This window comes from Micromonospora sp. WMMD1219, assembly GCF_049315215.1.
Lineage (GTDB): Bacteria > Actinomycetota > Actinomycetes > Mycobacteriales > Micromonosporaceae > Micromonospora > Micromonospora tulbaghiae.
Genome location: NZ_CP186057.1, coordinates 3,882,301 through 3,900,885, shown reverse-complemented (window position 1 = coordinate 3,900,885; position 18,585 = coordinate 3,882,301). Strand labels below are relative to the sequence as shown.

Below are 18,585 nucleotides of genomic sequence, written 5' to 3'. Positions count from 1 at the left end.
CGGCGGCCGGTCTCATCCGGCGTCGGCCAGGATCTCGCGGAGGCGGTTGCGGCACTCGGCGACGAACGCCGGGAACGTGTCCCAGTAGTAGGAGACGCCGCTGGCCGCCACCCCGAGCGCCCAGGCGCGGGCCCGCGCCCAGGTCACGTCGTCCACGCCGAGCGCCTCCCGGTAGGCGTGCCGGGCCGGCGGCGGAAGGTCCCAGATCGGCGCGTGCTCGGCGTCGGGGTGCCCGACGGTCAGGCCGCCGAAGTCGATGACCGCCCGCAACCGGCCGTCGTGCACGAGCAGGTTGGTGGGCTTGAGGTCGCCGTGCAGCCAGACGTGCGGGCCGGCCGGTTCGGGCAGGTCGAGGGCGCCGCGCCAGAGCCGGACCAGGGTGTCGACGTCCGTCTCGTCGCCGATGCGGCTGCGGCAGTCGTCGAGCGCCGCCGAGATCCACGTGTCGCAGGGACGCAGCGCGCCGCCGCGGTATCCGCTCAGGTCGCCCGCGCGGGTCGCGCCGAGCAGGTCGGCCGCGTGCAGGTGCCGGACGAACACGGCCAGGTCGGCGCCGAGCGCGGCCCAGTCGCCGACGGTGCCGGGCCGGACCTCGTCGCCCGGTATCCACCGCTGCACCGACCAGGGCAGCGGGAAGGCGTCGGCCGGGACGCCGGCGTACACCGGTTCCGGCACCCGGTACGGCAGCAGCGGCGCGAGCCGGGGCAGCCACCGCTGTTCCTTGCGCAGGGCACCGGCCTTCTCCGCGGTCCGGGGCAGCCGGACGAGCAGGTCGGCGCCGAGCCGGTACATCGTGTTGTCGGTCCCGGCGCCGGCCGGCGTCAGCGGCAGCGCGGCCCACTCGGGGCGCTGGTCGGCCAGCAGTGCCCGGACGACCTGTTCGTCCACGGGTATCTCGTCCTGGTGCAGCGCCATCCGGCGATCATGCGGGGCGGGCCGGTGCGATGGCCACCGGGTTTCCGGAGGCCCGCCCGGGCGGTTCCGGCCGGGCATGGCCCCGCAGGGCGCCGAGCAGCGCGTCGAGGTGCGGGGCGGCGGCCAGGATCGCCGCCCGCGCCGCCGGATCCAGCTCGGCCAGGGCCTCGTCGAGCAGCGCGGCCCGGTTGGTCTCGTAGTCGGCCATCCGCGCCCGGGCGGCCTCGGTCACGTGCAGCCGCAGCACGCGGCGGTCGACGGGGTCGCGGTCACGGGCCAGCAGCCCGGCGTCGGTGAGGTCGCGGACCAGTGTGCTCACCGTGTTGGGCGCGGTGCAGAGGCGACGGGCCACCTCCTTGCCGCTGATCCCCGGCGTCTCCCGGACCAGCAGCAGCAGCTCCACCTGCGCCTCGGGCAGCGGGTCTCGTCCCACGCGCGCCCCGGTCCGCCGGCGCAGGAGCCGGTGCAGCTCCCCCACGACCGCGCCGACGCGCGCGACCTGCTCGTTCGTCGCCACGGGGTCACCCGCCTCACATCGCAATAGTTCTGACTACAGATGTAAGGTACCTCGGACGCACCGATCCAGGGGGTACCCACTCGTGAGCAACGCCGCGCCGGCCGCCGCGCGCCCGACCGCCGACCGCACCACGGCCACCACCGGCGGCGTGACGCTGCTGGTGCTGCTCGGCACGCTCACCGCGATCGGCCCGCTGTCGCTGGACATGTACCTGCCGGCGTTCCCGGCCATGACCCGCGACCTCGGCGCCGACCAGGCCGGCATCCAGCTCTCGCTGACCACCTGCCTGATCGGTCTCGCCCTGGGCCAGCTCGTCACCGGTCCGCTCAGCGACCGCTGGGGGCGCCGCCGTCCGGTGCTGGTCGGCGTGGTCGCGTACACGGTGCTGGCGCTGGCCTGCGCCGCGGCGCCGAACGCCCCGCTCCTGGCCGCCGCGCGGTTCGCCCAGGGCGTCGCCGGTGGCATGGGCGTGGTGGTCGCCCGCGCGGTGGTCCGCGACCTCTACTCCGGCCGGGACGCCGCGAAGTACTTCTCCCGGCTCACCCTGGTCTTCGGCGTGGCGCCGGTGGCGGCGCCCGGCGTGGGGAGTCTGGTGCTGCGGTTCGGCTCGTGGCGGGCCGTCTTCGTGACGCTCGCCGTCATCGGGGCGGTGCTCGCCGTCGCGGTCGCGCTGCGCCTGCCGGAGACGCTGCCGGCCGAGCGCCGCAGCACCGGCGGCCTGGGAGGCACCGTCCGGACCATGCGGTCGCTGCTCGCCGACCGGGTCTACCTCGGGTACGCGCTGACGCAGGGCTTCGCGTTCGCCGGGCTGTTCGCGTACATCTCCGGGTCGTCGTTCGTGTTCCAGGACGTCTTCGGCGTCTCCGCGGCCGTGTTCAGCGTGATCTTCGGCGTCAACGCGCTCGCCCTGGTGGCGGTCGGGCAGGCCAACGCCCGGCTGCTCGACCGGTTCACGCCGCGCCGGCTGTTGGTCACCACGCTCGTGGTCGGCGTGGTCACGGCGGTCGGCGTGCTGAGCGGCGCGCTGGCCGGCAGCCTGGCCGTGACGGCGGTGGCGCTGTTCGCCTTCGTCGGCTCGCTCGGCATGGTGATGCCGAACAGCACCGCGCTGGCGCTGGACGCGCACGCCCGGCACGCGGGCACCGCTGCGGCGCTGATGGGCGGCATCCAGTCGGTGGTCGGCGCGCTGGCCGCGCCGCTGGTCGGGCTCGGCGGCGAGGGCAGCGCGCTGCCGATGGCGGTGGTCCTGGCCGGCGCCGCGTTCCTGTCCCTGACCGCCGTCCTGACGATGGCCCGCTCCCGCCCCTGAGCGCGGGCGGGTCACGGGAAGCGGGCGGCCACCCGGGTACGGGTGGGCATGGCGGTGGCGCCGCCCGGGGACTCGCAGACCACCGCCGCCACCCGCAGCGCGAACGCGACCCGCTCCCGCCAGCCGATCGGGTCGACCGGCTCACCGGCGGCGAGCAGCTCGGCCACCAGCGCACCCATCACCGAGTCACCGGCGCCGGTGGCGTCCACCGCCGTCACCCTCGGCGCGGGTACGCGTACCACGTCGTCGGCGGCGGCGACCAGGGCGCCGTCCGCGCCGAGCGTGACCACGACGGCGCTCGCGCCCAGTTCCCGCAGGTACGCGGCCACGCCCGCGACCGGCTCGTGCGGGTAGAGCACCCGCGCGTCGGCGGCGCTGAGCTTGACCAGGTGCGCGGCGGCGGCGAACTCGGCGACCACCGCGCGCAGACGGTCGAGCGCGTCCGGCGCGGTGAGCAGGCTGGGCCGGACGTTCGGGTCGAACACGCGCAGCCCGCCGGCGATCGACCAGGCGCGGCGGGCGGCGGCCAGCACCGGCGGGTCGAGCAGCACGATCGAGCCGCAGTAGAGCACGTCCGCGCCCTCGATCAGCGCCACGTCCAGGTCGTCCGGGCCGAGCAGCGCGTACGAGCGGGGCTCGCCGTAGAAGCGGAAGTCGGGCTCGGGGCCGGCGAACGTGGCCACCGCGAGCGCGGTCGGCGCCGGCGCCGTCACCGTCCCGCTCACGTCCACGCCGGCGTCGGTGAGGAAGGCGCGGATCCGCCCGGCCAGCGCGTCGTCGCCGAGTGACCCGACGAACCGCGCGTCCCCGCCGAGCCGGGCGATCGCCACCGCCACGTTGAGCGGGCCGCCGCCGATCGCCTGCCGGTAGACGGGCTCCCCGTCGTGTGCGGCTTCCAGCAGATCCACGAGCGCCTCGCCGAGCACCACCGCGTAACCCATCCTGGCTCCCCTCGTCGTCCTCCCCCCGATCCTGGCGCATGCCGGGGTCGCGGCGCGTCCGGACCCGGGCATCGAGCGGCACCTATTGCGGGCCGCGTCCCGACGTGGTGGGATGGCGGTGCCGGGTGACGACGCGGGGGGCTGCCGCGTCGCCGGCTGCCGGGTCGAGCCGACGCGAGGGCATCCACGGTCCGTGGCAACGGACCGCAGGCGGTGCGCGCCCGCCGACGGCCCCGGCCGCACACCGACCGGGCGCGGGCACCGCGATCGTCGCATCCGCTCGTCCCAGCGGAGCGGGCCGAACCGGGCCACGCTCCGCGAGTCAGGAGATCCCCGTGCACCGATCCCGTACGGCCGCGTTGCTCACCGCGGCCGCCACCCTGGCCCTGGGCGCGTTCGCCCTGGCCACCAACTCCGGACCGGCGGCCGCACACGGCGCGGCCATGACGCCGGGCGCCCGCACCTACCTGTGCTGGAAGGACGGCCTCACCGGAACCGGTGAGATCCGGCCGAACAACCCCGCCTGCTCGTCGGCGGTGGCCACGAGCGGGGCGAACTCGCTGTACAACTGGTTCAGCGTGCTGCGCTCCGACGCCGGCGGGCGGACCGTCGGGTTCATCCCCGACGGCAAGCTGTGCAGCGGCGGCAACCCCGGCTTCAGCGGGTACGACGCGGCGCGCACCGACTGGCCGGTCACCCACCTGACGGCGGGCCGGTCGATCGAGTTCCGGTACAGCAACTGGGCCCACCACCCGGGCACGTTCTACTTCTACGTGACCAAGGACAGCTGGAGCCCGAACCGGCCGCTGGCCTGGAGCGACCTGGAGGAGCAGCCGTTCCTCCAGGTGACCAACCCGCCGCAGCGCGGCGCTGTGGGCACCAACGACGGCCACTACTACTTCAGCGGCAACCTGCCGTCGAACAAGAGCGGCCGGCACATCATCTACTCGCGCTGGGTGCGCTCGGACAGCCAGGAGAACTTCTTCGGCTGCTCGGACGTGACGTTCGACGGCGGCAACGGCGAGGTGACCGGGATCGGCTCGGGCGGCAGCAACCCCCCGACGACCGCGCCGCCGACCACCGCGCCCCCGACGACCGCGCCGCCGACCTCACCTCCGCCGGTGACGAGCAGCCCGACCATGCCGTCCGGCTCCTGCATGGCGGTGTACAAGGTGGTCACCGCCTGGGGCGGCGGCTTCCAGGGCGAAGTGACGATCATGAACCACAGCACCCGGACGTACTCCGGGTGGACCGCGAACTGGACCTGGCCCAGCGGCCAGACCATCAACCAGGTGTGGAACGGCACGTTGAGCGGCAGCGGGGCGTCGGTGAGCGTCTCCAACGCCGCCTACAACGGCAGCGTCCCGCCGGAGGGCACCACCACGTTCGGCTTCACCGCGAACTTCTCCGGCACCAACACCCTGCCGACAGTCACCTGCACCGGTCGGTGACCAGGCACTGAGAAGGGCCCCCGGGAAATCCCGGGGGCCCTTCCTCGTCACACTCGGGTCAGCGGACCATGCTGCCGACGACCGGCTTGGTGAGCAGCGCGGACTGGTTGCGCTGGATGCCCGGGTCGAGCGTCTTGGCCACGAAGATGGCGTGCCAGATGCAGAAGATCAGCACGGTCCACACCTTGCGGGAGTGGTCGGCCTCCTCCCGCTTGTGCTCGTCCAGCAGGCGCAGCGCGTACGACAGGTCGATCAGGTCACCCGCGCCCGAGGTGGACAGCACGTGCCGCGCCCACTCGTACATCTCGCCGCGCAGCCAGACCCGGGTCGGGGTCGGGAAGCCCAGCTTCTTGCGGTTGACGATGGCCGGCGGCACGACGCCCTGCAGCGCCTGGCGCATCGCGTACTTGGTGGCCTCGGAGCGAGGCGGCAGCTTCAGGTCGACCGGGATGCCGGCGGCGACGTTGAACACCTCCCGGTCCAGGAACGGCACCCGCACCTCCAGCGAGTGCGCCATCGAGATCCGGTCGGCCTTGACCAGGATGTCGCCGCGCAGCCAGGTGTAGAGGTCGACGTACTGCATCTTGGTGACGTCGTCCAGCTCGGTGCACTCGGCGTAGATCGGCGCGGTCACGTCGGTGTAACGCACCGAGGGGTCGTAGCGGCGCAGCAGGTGCTGCTTCTCCTCCTCGGTGAACATCCGGGCGTTGCCGTAGTAGCGCTCCTCGATCGGGGTGGTGCCGCGCTCCAGGAAGCTCTTGCCCTTGACGCCCTGCGGGATCGCCTTGGACACCGCGCGCAGGCCCTTCTGCACGCCGTCGGGCAGGCTGTTGACCGCGTTGAGCGACAACGGCTCCCGGTAGATCGTGTAACCGCCGAAGAACTCGTCCGCGCCCTCACCGGACAGCACCACAGTGACGTGCTCGGCGGCCTTCTTCGCCACGAAGTACAGCGGCACCAGCGCCGGGTCGGCGACCGGGTCGTCCAGGTGCCAGACGATCTTCGGCAGCGCCTCGATCATGTCCTGCGGCCCGATCTTGGTCGGGATCGTGGTCACGTCGAGGTGCCGGGCCGAGTCCTGGGCCACGTCGATCTCGGAGTAGCCCGGCACGTCGTAGCCGACGGTGAAGGTGAGGATGTTCGGGTTGAACTCGCGGGCCAGCGCCACCACTGCGGTGGAGTCGATGCCGCTGGACAGGAACGAGCCGACCGGCACGTCCGAGCGCATGTGCATCCGGACGCTCTCGCGCAGCGTCTCCCGGATGTCGTGGTAGAGCCGCTGCTCGTCGGAGACCGGGGCCGGCCGGAACACCGGGCGGTACCAGCGGCGCACCTCGATCCGGCCACCCGGGGTCCAGGTCAGGTACTCCCCCGAGCCGATCCGGCTGATCCCCTTGTGCAGCGTGCCCGGCTCCGGCACGTACTGCAGCGTCAGGTAGTGGCTCAGGTTGGCGGTGTCGATGCCCGCGTCGCCCTGGTACGCCGAGTGCGCGAACGGCAGCAGCGCCTTCTTCTCCGAGGCGAGGTAGAGGCCGTCCTGGGTCTCCAGGTAGTGCAGCGGCTTGATGCCGAAGTAGTCCCGCGCGCCGAAGGCCCGCCGCTCCTGCCGGTCCCAGATCACGAACGCGAACATGCCGCGCAGCTTGGTGAGCACCTGCTCACCCCAGTAGTGGTAGCCGGCGACGATCACCTCGCCGTCGCCGTTGGTGGCGAACTGGGCGCCGTAGTCGCGGATCAGCTCGTCGCGCAGCTCGATGTAGTTGTAGATCTCGCCGTTGAAGGTGAGCAGGTAACGCCCGCCCGCGTAGGGCAGGGGCTCGTGGCTCAGCGCCACGTCGATGATCGCCAGGCGCTTGTGCGCGAACACGCCGTCCGCGTACCGCCCGGAGGCGTCGCCGACCACCTCGACCCCTGTCTCGTCCGGGCCGCGGTGGTGCAGGCACTCCAGTGCGCCGGCGATGTTGTCGCGGTGGGCGGCGGCGTCGCCGCGCGCGCTGAAGAAGGCCAGGAGTCCGCACATGGTCGCCATCTTTCCACGCGCCGGAAGCCGTCGTCGCGGCACCGCAGGCACCTCCCGCTGTCGTGCGCGCGGTACCGTCGGGACCAGCGACGAGGCTCAGGGAGGGGCGGATCATGGCCGAGGAGCGGACCCGGCAGGGCAAGGCGGCGGACGGCACGGAGTCGCACGACCCGGATTTCCCGGAGGCGTTCCTGTCGTTCATGCGGCAGGGCTGGCGGGACACCGAACTGCCGGTCACCCCGCGCCCGGAGGTGCCCAACCACGCCAAGCGGCGGGCCGCGCTGGCCGAGGCCTTCCCGGGCGAGACGCTGGTCATCCCCACCGGCAACGAGAAGGTACGCGCCAACGACACCGACCACCGGTTCCGGCCGGGCAGCGACTTCGCGTACCTGACCGGCGACCTGGAGCCGGACAGCGTCCTCGTGCTGCGGCCGGGCGGCGAGTCCACGCTGTTCATGCGGCCCCGCTCGTCCCGGGCGACCGACGAGTTCTTCCGCAGCCGCCACGGCGAGCTGTGGGTGGGCCGCCGGCCGACGCTGCGGGAGAAGTCCACCGAGCTGGGCCTGCCGACGGCCGACCTGAGCGAGCTGGACGCGGCGCTGGCCGAGCTGGCGCCGGGGCGTACCCGGGTGCTCCGCGGTTTCGACGCCCGGGTGGACGCGGCCGTGCGTCCCTACGACGGCGCGCGCGCCGAGGGGCAGCCCGGCCGCGACCGGGAGCTGGCGATCGCGATCTCCGAGCTGAAGCTGGTCAAGGACGAGTGGGAGATCGCGCAGCTCCAGGAGGCGTGCGACGCCACGGTGCGCGGCTTCGAGGACGTGGCACGGGCGCTGCCGGCCGACCGCGGGGTCTCCGAGCGGCTGCTGGAGGGCGTCTTCGCGCTGCGCGCCCGGCACGACGGCAACGACGTGGGCTACGGCTCGATCGTCGGGGCGGGCGAGCACGCCACGATCCTGCACTGGGTGCACAACCACGGCGCGACCCGTCCGGGTGAGCTGCTGCTGATGGACATGGGCGTGGAGAACCGCAACCTCTACACCGCCGACGTGACCCGGGTGCTTCCCATCGACGGCCGGTTCACGCCGTTGCAGCGTCAGGTCTACGACGCGGTGTACGCCTCGCAGCAGGCCGGCATCGAGATGTGCCGGCCCGGCGTGGCGTTCCGGGACGTGCACCTGGCCTCGATGCGGGTGCTGGCCGAGGCGCTGAAGGATCTCGGGCTGCTGCCGGTGAGTGTGGACGAGGCGATGGACCCGGCCTCCACGGTCTACCGGCGGTGGACGCTGCACGGCACCAGCCACATGCTCGGCATCGACGTGCACGACTGCGCCAACGCGCGCAAGGAGACCTACCGCGAGGGGCCGCTCGGCGAGGGGTACGTGCTCACCGTCGAGCCGGGGCTCTACTTCCAGCCGGAGGACGAGCTGGTTCCGGAGGAGCTGCGGGGCATCGGCGTGCGGATCGAGGACGACATCCTGGTCACCGCGGACGGTCCGGTGAACCTGTCGGCCGGGCTGCCGCGTGCCTCCGCCGAGGTGGAGACCTGGCTGGCCGAGCAGCGTGAGGCGGGCCCGCGCCTGCCCGGCTGATCCTCACGGGCCGCGATCTCCGGCGGGCCCCACCACCGCGCCTTCTCCGGCAGGTGGTGGGGCCCGCCGTCGTCTGGGCCGTTGCGGTCCCCCTGACGTGGTTGGTCACCGACCGCCGTTCGTGGGAGGAATGCGGGCTTTTTTCGGATACGCCTTCCTCGCGAGGAACCTTCTCATACGGTGCTGATCAGAGGCTACAACCGGTTTGTAGCTGGTCGCCCGGCCTGGGGCGGTGCGACCCGTTTGGGAAGAACCGAAAGGGCTCTCATGTCGAACGACGTAACGACACCCGACGGCGGCGCTCCGATGGCGCCCCCGCCGCGGACGAGCAAACGGCGGGCGCTCTGGGTCGCCACCGGCGTGGCCGGGCTGACCGGCGTCGTCGGGCTGGCGGCGCTCGGCGGTCTCGCCGCCCGCGACGACAAGTCCGGCACCGAACCGGTGGCGGAGAACCACGCCGCCGCGCCGCAGAACGCCGGTGACGAATCCCGCGCCGAGGGCGGGAAGGGCGGCGAGAAGGGCGAGGACGGGTACGGCAAGGACGGCAAGGACCGTGGCGAGTGGGGCGCGGACAAGGGCGAGTGGGGCAAGGACGGCAAGGACGACCACGGCAAGACCCGCGAGGTCGCCTGCGACGACGACGCCCTGGTCGACGCCCTCGAACTGGCCAACCGCGACCACGGCGGCACCATCAAGCTCGCCGAGAACTGCACCTACGAACTCGGCGTCAAGGACCGCAAGTTCGGCTCCGCCCTGCCCGAGATCAAGCAGGACGTCACCATCAAGGGCAACGGCTCCACCATCAAGCGCGACGCCGAAGACACCTTCCGCATCTTCCGCGTCGTCGACGGCGGCGACCTCACCCTCAAGGACCTCACGGTCTCCGGCGGAAACGCCAACGAGTTCAAGTACCCCGGACCGTCGGTGCCGAAGGCGGCCGGACCGGACGGCAAGGACGACGACAAGCGGTTCGAGGGTGACGGCGGCGCGCTCCTGGTCGAGCGCGGCGGCAGCGCGCACCTGCACAGCGTGAAGCTGGTCGACAACAACGCCGAGGGCGACGGCGGCGCCATCGCCAACTACGGCCGCACCTGGCTCAAGGAGAGCAAGGTCGTCGACAACCACGCCCAGGGCGACGGCGGCGGCGTCTACAACGAGGGCATCCTCAAGGTCGAGGAGACCCACGTCGACGACAACACCGCCGGCGGCAACGGCGGCGGCATCGCCAACGGCGGCGGTGCGCACCACGACGGGCCGGTCGACCTGGCCTCGGCCGCGAAGGCCGACAAGGGCGAGCACGGCAAGCACCGCGCGGGCACCGTCGAGATCACCGGGGCGTACGAGGGCAAGGACGCCTCACTGAGCACGCTGAGCCACAACCGGGCGGGTCGCAACGGTGGTGGCCTGTTCAGCAGCGGCGGCTGGGTCACGGTTTCGTTCACCGCCATCGGCGGCAACGTCGCCTGCGAGAACGGTGGTGGCGTCTACGCCGAGAACACCGACCTGCTGCTGGAGAAGGTCCACGTGGCGGGCAACCACGCCGACGGCGACGGTGGCGGCGTGGTGACGACCGGCGGGCGGGACTGGGCCGGCAACGGCGCGGAGAAGGACGGTCTCGCGGGGAGCGCCACGATCGCCGACAGCGCCGTCGTGGACAACACGGCCGGCCGGTTCGGCGGCGGCATCTACAACGGCGAGTGGCTCATCAAGATCGAGGACGGCTTCCTCGCCCGCGACCACGACAAGGACGACAACGCCACCCTCACCATCCGCGACACCGACATCAAGGGCAACACCGCCCTCAACGGCGGAGGCATCTTCAACAACAAGGCGAAGATCACCCTCACCAAGACCCACGTCACCAAGAACACCGCCACCGACTCCAGCAAGCTCCACCGGGTCGCCGGCGGCGTCCTCAACAACGAAGGACGCGTCAAGCTCGACGACAAGTCCCTCATCAGCAACAACGACCCCACCAACTGCGCCAACACCGTCGAGGACTGCTTCAACTGACGGAACCACCACATAACCGGGGAGCCCTCCCCGCGCCACGGCGCGAGGAGGGCTCCCACCCCGGAGCAGCCCTACTGCCCGCGGTGTCCCCCGCCGGGGCATCCGGACCGCACTGCGCCCGCCCATCCCACCCGCACCCTTATGCGGGTTTTTTTCGTGTATGACCACGAGGCGAAGAAGGTTCTCATACGGTCATCTTCAGCAGCTACAACCGATTTGTAGCGAAGGCCGCCTCGCCAGGGCGAAGCGACCTTGTCAGGTACAAGGAGAGGGCAGAGAGCTCCGATGTCCAACTACCTTCGCAATAACGATGACGCCACCAGCAAGACCATCTCCCCGCTCCGGCGTCGCCGGATGTGGCTCGCCACCGGCGTTGTGGGCCTGACCGGAGCGGTCAGCCTCGCCGGCGTGGCCTACGCGACCACCGGTGCCACCGGCCCGCACCGGCTCGCCGACGTCAAGTGGTCGACCACGCAGCAGCTCAGCGACGGCGACCACGGCGACAAGGGTGAGTACGGCAAGGACGGTTACGACAAGGACGGGCACGAGAAGGACGGGTACGGCAAGGACGGCAAGGACCGTGGCCAGGAAGGCCGCGACCGTGGCGAGTGGGGCCCGGACAAGGGCGAGTGGGGCAAGGACGGCAAGGACGACCACGGCAAGACCCGCGAGGTCGCCTGCGACGACGACGCCCTGGTCGACGCCCTCGAACTGGCCAACCGCGACCACGGCGGCACCATCAAGCTCGCCGAGAACTGCACCTACGAACTCGGCGTCAAGGACCGCAAGTTCGGCTCCGCCCTGCCCGAGATCAAGCAGGACGTCACCATCAAGGGCAACGGCTCCACCATCAAGCGCGACGCCGAAGACACCTTCCGCATCTTCCGCGTCGTCGACGGCGGCGACCTCACCCTCAAGGACCTCACGGTCAAGGGCGGAAACGCCAACGAGTTCAAGTACCCGGGTGGCGGGGCTCCCGGCGGCGGCCAGCCGCCGGCCGCCGCCCCGGCGGTGGCGGCCCCGGCCGCGGCCCCGGCTGTCGCGGCTCCGGCCGCGGCGACCACTGCCGTCACTGCCGCGCCGGTCGCCGACGGCGGCATGAACGGCGGCAAGGACGACGACAAGCGCGTCGAGGGTGACGGCGGCGCACTGCTCGTCGAGCGCGGCGGCAGCGCCTACCTGGACAACGTCAAGCTGGTCGACAACAACGCCGAGGGCGACGGCGGCGCCATCGCCAACTACGGCCGCACCTGGCTCAAGGAGAGCAAGGTCGTCGACAACCACGCCCAGGGCGACGGCGGCGGCGTCTACAACGAGGGCATCCTCAAGGTCGAGGAGACCCACGTCGACGACAACACCGCCGGCGGCAACGGCGGCGGTGTGGCCAACGGCAGCGGCCTGTCCGGTGGGCACGGCCCGGCGGCCTCCGCCGCGCCGAAGGGCTACGACAAGAAGGAGAAGCACCACGAGGCCGGCACGGTCGAGATCTACGGTTCCGACCACGGCAAGGACGGTGTGAAGTCGAGCCTGTCGGACAACCGCGCCGGCAAGAACGGTGGCGGCCTGTTCAGCAGCGGCGGCACCGTCACGGTGTCCTTCACCGCGATCACGGGCAACACCGCCTGCGAGAACGGTGGCGGCGTCTACGCCGAGAACACCGACCTCGACCTGGACAAGGTGCACGTCGCCAAGAACCACGCCGACGGCGACGGCGGCGGTGTCGTGGTCACCGGCGGCAAGCACTGGGGCTACCCGGAGAACAAGGAGCACGCCAGCGCCACGATCGCCGACAGCAAGATCGTCGACAACACCGCCAACCGGTTCGGCGGCGGCATCTACAACGGCGAGTGGCTCATCAAGATCGAGGACGGCTTCCTCGCCCGCGACCACGACAAGGACGACAACGCCACCCTCACCATCCGCGACACCGACATCAAGGGCAACACCGCCCTCAACGGCGGCGGCATCTTCAACAACAAGGCGAAGATCACCCTCACCAAGACCCACGTCACCAAGAACACCGCCACCGACTCCAGCAAGCTCCACCGGGTCGCCGGCGGCGTCCTCAACAACGAAGGACGCGTCAAGCTCGACGACAAGTCCCTCATCAGCAACAACGACCCCACCAACTGCGCCAACACCGTCGAGGACTGCTTCAACTGACCTGACGGTCCGCCGGTACGCGACCGGCCCCCTGCCACGTGACGTGGCAGGGGGCCGGTCGGCCTTGCCGGTCAGCTCTGGACGAACACCGCCACGCTGCGCGCGGGCACGGTGAACGTACCGGCGGCCCGGTCGAACGACGTGGTACGCAGCGCCGGGTCGGCCGAGTTCCGCAGCACCGGATGCAGCGCCACGTTCGCCCCGCGCAGCCCGGTGACGGTCTGCTCCGCCCTCTCCGGCGTGGCGTTGAAGACGACTGTCACCGACTTCCACTTCCCGTCCAGCCCTCGCGCGTCGAGGGTCATGGTGAGCACGCCCGGGGTCTCCTTCGTCCCGGACAGCGGGAACGCCACCCGCTTCTGCACCTGCTCGGCGGTGTCGAGCCCGAACACCGGCGAGGACCGGCGGACGCGCAGCAGCTCCGCGTACCGGGCGTCGGCCAGCTCGATCGCCGCGCAGTCCGGCACCAGCGACGGATCGGCCAGCAGCGGCTTCGCGTACGACCACTTGTCCTTGTTGTCCGCCTCCGGCGGCAGGCCGGCGCCGAACCCGTTGCCCTGGGCGCAGTCCCACCGGATCTGGTTGAACCAGTCACCGGAGTTGTACGAGTTGCGGTCCAGCGACTTCGAACGCAGCCGCTCGGAGCCGGTGGTCACGAACCCGGCGCCCTGCCCGAGCGCTGTGGTCGCCAGCGCGAGCACCTGCATCCGGGCCCGGTCCTGTGCCGAGGTCCCCTGCGGCAGCTTGTACGCCAGCGCGTCGTACAGGATCTCGTTGTCGTGCGCGTCGACGTAGGTGACCGCCTCGCCCGGCGCGGCCGTGTATCCGGCCGGGGCGCCGTTGTAGTCGACCTGGGCGCCGGTGACCCGCTTGCCGGTGGAGTCGGTGAACCGGTAGCCGCGCAGGTTCCCGGTCAGCCCCACCTTGATCAGGTCGTGCTGGTGCAGCAGCCGGGCCCGCTGCTCGGCCGCCGAGCCGTTCACCTCGTCACCGTTGGGATCGGTGTAGAGGCCGGAGGCGAAGCCCTGCACCCGCGGGTTGGCGTCGAACGGGCCGCCGCCGCGCACCGCGTCGCGGAGCCGGTCGTTGAACGTGCCGACGCCGGTGCCGGCCATGTTGGCCTGGGTGGCCTGCGTGAACCGGGCGTCGTCGGCGACCTCGCCGAAGTTCCAGCCCTCGCCGTACAACAGGATCTTGCGACCGTCCACGCCGTCGCGGGCGAGCGTGAGCTTGTCCAGCGCGGCCCGTACGGCCAGGATGTTCGCCTTCGGGTGGTGGCCCATCAGGTCGAACCGGAACCCGTCCACCTTGTACGCCTTGGCCCAGGTGACCAGCGAGTCCACCACGAGCTTGCCCATCATGGCGTGCTCCGGGGCGGTGTTGGCGCAGCAGGTGGAGTTCGCGACGGTCCCGTCGTCCAGCAGCCGGTGGTAGTAGCCGGGCACCACCTGGTCGAGCACCGACTTCGGGTCGGCGCCGGCGGCCGAGGTGTGGTTGTAGACCACGTCCATGACCACCCGCAGGCCGGCCTGGTTCACCCCGGCGACCATCCGGCGGAACTCGGTGGTGCGCTTCGCGCCGTTCGGGTCTACGGCGTACCCGCCCTCGGGCACCGTGTAGTGCAGCGGGTCGTACCCCCAGTTGTAGCCGTCGGTGCCGGCGACAGCCGCGACGCATTTCTGCTGCTCGTCGGAGTCCGGCGGCAGCGCGGCCAGGTCGCAGGCCGGCCGGGCCTGGTCGGCCCGCTTCTCCGGGATGGTGGCGAAGTCGAAGGCCGGCAGCAGGTGCAGGTGGTTGACCCCGGCGTCGCCGAGCGCCCGCAGGTGCTTCATGCCTGCCGTGTTCGGATCGGTGAACGCCAGGTAGGTGCCCCGGCGCTCAGCCGGGACCGTGGTGTCGGCGATGGAGAAGTCCCGCACCGACAGCTCGGAGATCTGGACCTTCGACGCCGGCGGGGCGGCCGGCTTGCGCAGGTTCGCCCAGCCGGCCGGTGCGAGCGCCGGGTCGGTCAGGTCGACGATCTGGCTGTGCGTGGAGTTCGGGGCGAGCGCCACCGAGTAGGGGTCGGTCACCGATGCGGTGACCATCTTCTGCGTGGCCGGCTGCCACGCCTGCACCCGATAGCGGTAGTAGCGGCCGTTCCACGCCTTCGTGCCGCGTACCGACCAGACGCCGGTGCGGTCGTCGCGGCGCATCGCCACGCTGGTCGGCTGGGACGTGGGCGAGTCGTACAGTTCCAGCGAGACGGTCCGCGCGGTCGGCGCCCACACCGCCAGGGTGGGCACCCGACCGGCGAACGTCGGGCCGAGCTTCGCGCCGGTCGCCGCCGCGTAGACGTCGTCGAGCACGCCGGGGATCTGCACGCCGGTGGCGGCGAGCAGCGCACCGTCGGCGTCCCGCTCGGTCACCACGATCTGGCCGCGCAGCGCCGCCGGCACCCGGGCCAGGTCGGCGCGGTCGAGCGTGAAGGCTTGCGAGGCCCAGAGATGGGGGTACGCCTGCCGTTGCGCCTCGGTCAGCCCGTTGCGCTGCGCCCGCAGCCCGATGGTGGTGTACGTGCCGGTCAGCTCGCCGTCGGCGAGGCCGATCCCGCCGGCCGGGGCGACGGCGAGCGCGTACCGCCTGCCGTCGGTCGGCCCGGTCGCCCAGGCGACTGTGGACCTGTCGATCCAGTGCGCCTTCTGCTTGGTCAGGTCGAGGTCCTTGGCGGCGCCGGACGTGGTGGTGGGCAACAACCGTCCCTTGACGCCGGCGAGCAGCCACACCTCGCGTCCGGCGGAGGCGAAGTCGAGCCGCTGGTCCTCGGGCTGGTCCTTCTCGTCACCGGAATGAATGATGTAGCTCAGCCCGGTCGCCCCGGCGGCGAGGGGCACCCGGAACACCGCCCCGTACGCGTCGATCTTCTCGGGCTTGAGCGGGGCGGCCCAGTCGGTCGGGGTGGCCGCGCCGTCCCACAGGTGCAGGCCCCAGCCGTCGTAGTTCCCGTCGGCCTTGCGCCAGTGGATCAGCGCCGTGTCCTGGGCGACGGGCGGGTCGGGCTCGCCGGTGGCGGCCTGCCGCGTCGGGTAGACCGCCGGGTCGCCCTGCTTGACCCAGACCTCGCCGGTCGCAGTCACGTCGATGGTGCGGTCGTTCGCGACGTCCTTGTTGCCGTCGCCGTCGATCACGAGGAATCCGACCGACTTCGCGCCGGGCTTGAGCTTGACCCAGGCGAACCGGCCGTACGAGTCCTCACCGGCGAACGGCTGCCCGGCGGGCCACTGCGTCACGTACGCCGGGTCGATGTCGCCCCAGGCGTACAGCCGCCAGTCGTCGTACCCGCCGGCCGGGCGCTGGTAGTGCACGATCGCCCAGTCGCGTGACGCGCCCTGTGCGGGGGTGCCGACGGTGCCGGTGGCGCGGGCGGTGGCGGTGCGGCCCTTGCCGTCGCGGACCACCGCCTTGTACTCCACGCGGGTGCCGCCGGGCAGGCCGGTCAGGTCGTGGTGCACGGTGTACGGCGCGCGCTGCGCGCTGCCCAGCAGCGTCCACTTGCCGCCCGCGACCCGGGCGGCGAACGTGACGGTGGCGAGCGGGTCGCCGGTCACCTGGGCGGTGACGGCAGTCTTGCCGGGGACCGGGGTGTCGCCCGGCTCGGTGATCGTGATCGTCGGTGCCCCGGCCTGCGGGATCGCCCGGTCGGCCTTCAGCACCAGCGCCGACATCGCCGGCACGGTGACGCTCAGCTTGCCGTCCGCGCCGGCAGTCGCGCCCGCGGCGCCGCCGTACACGCCGGTGAAGCGGGCGCCGGCCGACCAGGTGTCCACCGTGACAGTCTGCGGCGTCGCGGCGTTGTTCACCGCCGCCACGTACTCGATCCGGTCGGCGGGCAGGACGCGGGAGAACGCGAACACGCCCGGCCCGTCGGCCGCGTGCCGGGTCACCTGCACGCCGTCGCGCAGCGCCGGGTGCGCCGACCGCAGCTCGCCCAGCTCGGCGATGGTCCGGTAGAGCGGGTGGCGGGTGTCGTACTGGTCGGCGGCGTGGGTGCGGGTGGTGCCGATCAGGTCGTCGTCGAGGTAGTCGGCGGTCCGTGAGGCGAACATGTCCTGCCGGGCGTCCTTGTCGCCGCCCGGGCCGGTGAAGCCCTGCTCGTCGCCGGAGTAGACGACCGGCTGGCCCCGGGTGAGGAACATGAGCTGGTGCGCGAGCCGGCTGCGGTTCAGCTGGGTGGCGTCGTCACCGCCGGCGGCGGCGGCGAACGAGCCGATCCGGCCCATGTCGTGGTTGCCCAGGAACGTGGTGAGCCGGTTGGCGTTCGTGTCCCGCGCGGAGTACAGGTCGTCCTTGGCGTAGACGTCGGCGAGCGCCTTGGCCGAGCCGTCGGCGGCGGCGTACCCGCGTGCCGCCTCCTGGAACGAGAAGTCGAGCGTGGCGGGCAGCCCGCCCTGCCGCACGTAGGTGGACTGGATCTCCTGCTCGGCGCTGTAGACCTCGCCGAACATGAAGAAGTCCTTCTTGCCGGCCTTGGCCGCGGCGGCGTCGATGCCGCGGGCGAACTGCGGCCAGAAGTCGAGGTTGGTGTGCTTGACCGTGTCGAGGCGGAACCCGTCCACGCCGGCCTTGCCGATCCACTGGGCGTAGATGTCGGTCATGCCGCGGACCACCTCGGGACGTTCGGTCCACAGGTCGTCGAGGCCGAAGAAGTCGCCGTACTCGCTGTTCTCCCCGGCGAACGTGGAGTCACCGCGGTTGTGGTACATGGTCGGGTCGTTCAGCCACGCCGGCACCTTGACCTTCGCGTCGGCCGGGGTGGCGAACACCGGGGTGTACGGGAACGACTTCTCGTTCACCGCCGGGAACTTCCGGGTGCCGTCGGCGTAGTTGCGGTCCTCGAAAGGGCGTCCCTGCGCGTCGCGGTAGGGGGCGGTCTTCTTGTCCACGTAGCCGTACTTGTCCTCGGCGTACCGGATGACGTCGGCGGTGTGGTTGACGATGATGTCGAGGTAGACCTTGATGCCCCGCCGGTGGGCCAGGTCGACCAGCTTCTTCAGCTCGGCGTTGGTGCCGAAGTGCGGATCGACCTGGGTGAAGTCGGTGATCCAGTAGCCGTGGTAGCCGGCCGAGACGTCCGCGCCGGTGCCCTGCACCGGCCGGTTCTTGAAGATCGGCGCGAGCCAGATGGCCGTGGTGCCGAGGCCCTGGATGTAGTCCATCCGGTCGATCAGGCCCTTGAGGTCGCCCCCGTGGTAGAAGCCCTTGTCGGTCGGGTCGAGGCCGGTGGTGAGCCGGCCGCCGGTCAGGCCGCCGGTGTCGTTGCGCTTGTCGCCGTTGGCGAACCGGTCCGGCAGGACGAAGTAGAACTGCTCCGCCTTCTTGGTGCCGGCGGCGGCCTTGAGCAGCGCGTCGGGGGACGGCTCGCGGTTCCACTGCGGAGCGTTGCCGGCGGCCAGGACGTCGGGGGTGGCGGCCTGGCCGGTGGCGTCGGCGCCGAGCTGGTGGAGGGCCACCGGCACGCCGACGAGAGTGAGTACGAGGGAGGTGACCAGGGCGAGCAGCGCCTTGGGGGATATCGGCGGCGGTTTCATCGACGGCCTTTCTCTGGTCGCTGATTCGCCCGCACGCTAGCCCTTGCCGAAACATTCTGCAATACCTTGCAAACACTGCCGCAACAAAGCAGTCACCTTG

10 protein-coding genes are annotated in these 18,585 nt (G+C 71.8%); 5 read left to right on the top strand and 5 right to left on the bottom strand.

The annotated features are described in order from the left end of the window. Positions 1-12: 12 nt before the first annotated feature. Together ACN27C_RS18785 and ACN27C_RS18780 are read right to left on the bottom strand one after the other, a co-directional pair. Positions 13-915, bottom strand: a complete 903-nt coding sequence (locus ACN27C_RS18785; protein WP_422747071.1) for an aminoglycoside phosphotransferase family protein — start codon at positions 913-915, stop codon at positions 13-15. Between the two features lie 7 nt (positions 916-922). Continuing rightward, positions 923-1,432 carry a MarR family winged helix-turn-helix transcriptional regulator gene (locus ACN27C_RS18780; RefSeq protein WP_422747069.1) on the bottom strand — a complete coding sequence of 170 codons (510 nt, stop codon included), beginning with the start codon at positions 1,430-1,432 and terminating at the stop codon, positions 923-925. Positions 1,433-1,514: 82 nt separating this feature from the next. Here ACN27C_RS18780 and ACN27C_RS18775 point away from each other — a divergent pair, with 82 nt between their 5' ends. Next, positions 1,515-2,741, top strand: a complete 1,227-nt coding sequence (locus ACN27C_RS18775; RefSeq protein WP_422747067.1) for a multidrug effflux MFS transporter — start codon at positions 1,515-1,517, stop codon at positions 2,739-2,741. A gap of 11 nt (positions 2,742-2,752) precedes the next feature. Here ACN27C_RS18775 and ACN27C_RS18770 read toward each other — a convergent pair whose 3' ends face one another. Continuing rightward, positions 2,753-3,682, bottom strand: a complete 930-nt coding sequence (locus ACN27C_RS18770) for a carbohydrate kinase family protein (protein ID WP_422747065.1) — start codon at positions 3,680-3,682, stop codon at positions 2,753-2,755. Positions 3,683-4,011: 329 nt separating this feature from the next. Between ACN27C_RS18770 and ACN27C_RS18765 the strand changes: the two genes are divergently transcribed. Then, positions 4,012-5,133, top strand: coding sequence for a lytic polysaccharide monooxygenase auxiliary activity family 9 protein (locus ACN27C_RS18765; RefSeq protein ID WP_422751643.1), 1,122 nt, complete (start codon positions 4,012-4,014; stop codon positions 5,131-5,133). 58 nt (positions 5,134-5,191) lie between these two features. Here ACN27C_RS18765 and asnB read toward each other — a convergent pair whose 3' ends face one another. Next, positions 5,192-7,153: an asparagine synthase (glutamine-hydrolyzing) gene (gene asnB / locus ACN27C_RS18760; protein WP_120568977.1), complete on the bottom strand. Its 1,962-nt coding sequence runs from the start codon at positions 7,151-7,153 to the stop codon at positions 5,192-5,194. 113 nt (positions 7,154-7,266) lie between these two features. On the opposite strand from asnB, the gene ACN27C_RS18755 reads away from it, so the two are divergent. The 3 genes from ACN27C_RS18755 to ACN27C_RS18745 all read left to right on the top strand — a co-directional run bounded on the left by ACN27C_RS18755 (position 7,267) and on the right by ACN27C_RS18745 (position 12,918). After that, complete coding sequence (locus tag ACN27C_RS18755; protein ID WP_421498479.1) at positions 7,267-8,742, top strand: aminopeptidase P family protein; 1,476 nt, start codon at positions 7,267-7,269, stop codon at positions 8,740-8,742. A gap of 267 nt (positions 8,743-9,009) precedes the next feature. Then, positions 9,010-10,755 (top strand): hypothetical protein, encoded by a 1,746-nt coding sequence (locus ACN27C_RS18750; RefSeq protein ID WP_422747062.1) that lies wholly within the window; start codon positions 9,010-9,012, stop codon positions 10,753-10,755. 285 nt (positions 10,756-11,040) lie between these two features. Continuing rightward, entirely contained in the window at positions 11,041-12,918 is a 1,878-nt protein-coding gene (locus tag ACN27C_RS18745; protein ID WP_422747060.1) for a hypothetical protein, read from the top strand. A gap of 71 nt (positions 12,919-12,989) precedes the next feature. Here the strand turns inward: ACN27C_RS18745 and pulA are convergent, their stop codons facing one another. Continuing rightward, positions 12,990-18,485, bottom strand: coding sequence for a pullulanase-type alpha-1,6-glucosidase (gene pulA, locus ACN27C_RS18740; protein WP_422747057.1), 5,496 nt, complete (start codon positions 18,483-18,485; stop codon positions 12,990-12,992). Between the last annotated feature and the right edge of the window lie 100 nt (positions 18,486-18,585).